Source organism: Waterburya sp. (genome assembly GCF_058530065.1).
Map to the genome: position 1 here is coordinate 1 of NZ_JBZNBU010000446.1, position 1,753 is coordinate 1,753.

General features: G+C 42.4%; 1 protein-coding gene. It reads right to left on the reverse strand.

Annotated features, from left to right (window positions below):
• Positions 1–427 precede the first annotated feature (427 nt).
• Positions 428–1,582 (reverse strand): amino acid ABC transporter permease, encoded by a 1,155-nt coding sequence (locus tag AC33VI_RS23550; RefSeq protein ID WP_491784692.1) that lies wholly within the window; start codon positions 1,580–1,582, stop codon positions 428–430.
• Between the last annotated feature and the right edge of the window lie 171 nt (positions 1,583–1,753).

A 1,753-nucleotide genomic window follows, 5' to 3' on the forward strand; every position in this document is an offset into this window, starting at 1 on the left:
GCCAATACCAGTCTAATTTCGACCAACTATCGTTTTTAGATAATGAATTTGTTACCACAGTCTTTTAATATAACGTTGCACTTGTTTAAGATCGTACAAAAAAATTAATCTGAAATCTATCTTTGATACTAAATCCCGTTCATAACGGTTATTTAACTGTAGTAGTTAGGGAGTAGGGAGTAGCCCCCTTCGGGGATAAACCCCCATTCGCACCCTTCGGGCATAAAGGGATAAAGGAGTAGGTAGTGGGTAGTAAGCACCAAATTAATGTAACAAGCTTAATACTAAATCACACTATATCAATCGGATTTGGTATTAGGTTCCTTGGTCGCTGTTCATTGCTCACTGTTCACTGTTCATAGCGAAGTCCTAAAGGATACACTTCGCTATGTATCCCTTTAGGGACTGTTCACTGCTCATTGTTTATTTATCTCTCTTTCAACTGAACCAAACGATTGAAGCGATTCATAATTGCCGAAATAATTAGATTAATAGTCAGGTAAACCGCCATGATAATTGTCAGAATCTCTATTGACTTCCCTGTTTGGTTGGATATCGTACTGCCGATCGCATAAATATCGCTGTAGCCAATGGCGATCGCCAAACTAGAATTCTTAGCTAAGTTCAAAAACTCGCTGGTTAGAGGGGGAATCATTACTCGCAATGCTTGGGGAAAAATTACGAGCTGCATCATCGCCGATGGTTTTAAACCCAATGCCCTAGCAGCCTCCCACTGCCCCAAACTGACTGATTGAATACCCGCCCGTACTACTTCGGCAATAAAGGCTGAGGTGTAAATACCCAAACCGATAAGAAGAGTAGCAAATTCGGGCGACAGGTTAAGCCCGCCCCGCAGGGAATTGTTTTGCAATTGCGGTATCGCCCAGTCAACTCCAAAGATAAAAAGCAAAATAATTGCGATCGCGCTGATGCCCAGCAGCCACAACCAAAGCTGAGGATTTTCTCCTCGTTCGATCGTGCGGTTGCGCTGATTCCAGAAAGCCACAGCTAACAAGATCGAGCCAACAATCGCGCCCAAAGATAGCCAAGTAGGTAAGGTAGGAGCAAACCAGGGAATATCCAAACCGCGATTGGTTAAATAGATGCTGTCGGCGACAACTAACGGACGTTGAATTCTGGGTAAGCGGAGAAAAACGGCAAAGTACCAAAAAAATAGCTGCAACAACAACGGCGTATTGCGTAAGATTTCGATATAAACCCCTGCCAGTTTACGAATCAACCAGTTATTTGACAGTCTGCCAACACCGATGCTGATTCCCAATATGGTAGCAATAATGATGCCAAAAACCATCACGCGCAAAGAATTCAATAATCCGACAACTAGGGCGCGAGTGTAGGGATCGGTGGGGCGATAAGCGATAGGAGGGTTAGCGATTCCGAAAGAAGAGGCACGACGCAAAAAATCGAAGCCAAAATTGAGGTTCAACCGTCGAAAGTTGTTGACTAAATTATTGCCAAAATAGGCGATCGCGACGATAACTATTGCTAAAACTAACCCCTGTCCGATAATTTTGAGATACCGACTATCTCGCCAGAAAGGAATTTTCTCAGACTGCTGCACGATTGGGTAAACAATTCTAATTGTCTAATTATACATAAAGCATTTTTTTAGTCTACAGGTATTTTTGCAGGAGAATATAAGCAACAATACCTATTGCTAGCTGCATGAAGATAGCTGAAAAAACTATCGATTGTCAATTGTTGTTTTCGGATATTGCTGTTACGAAAAGGC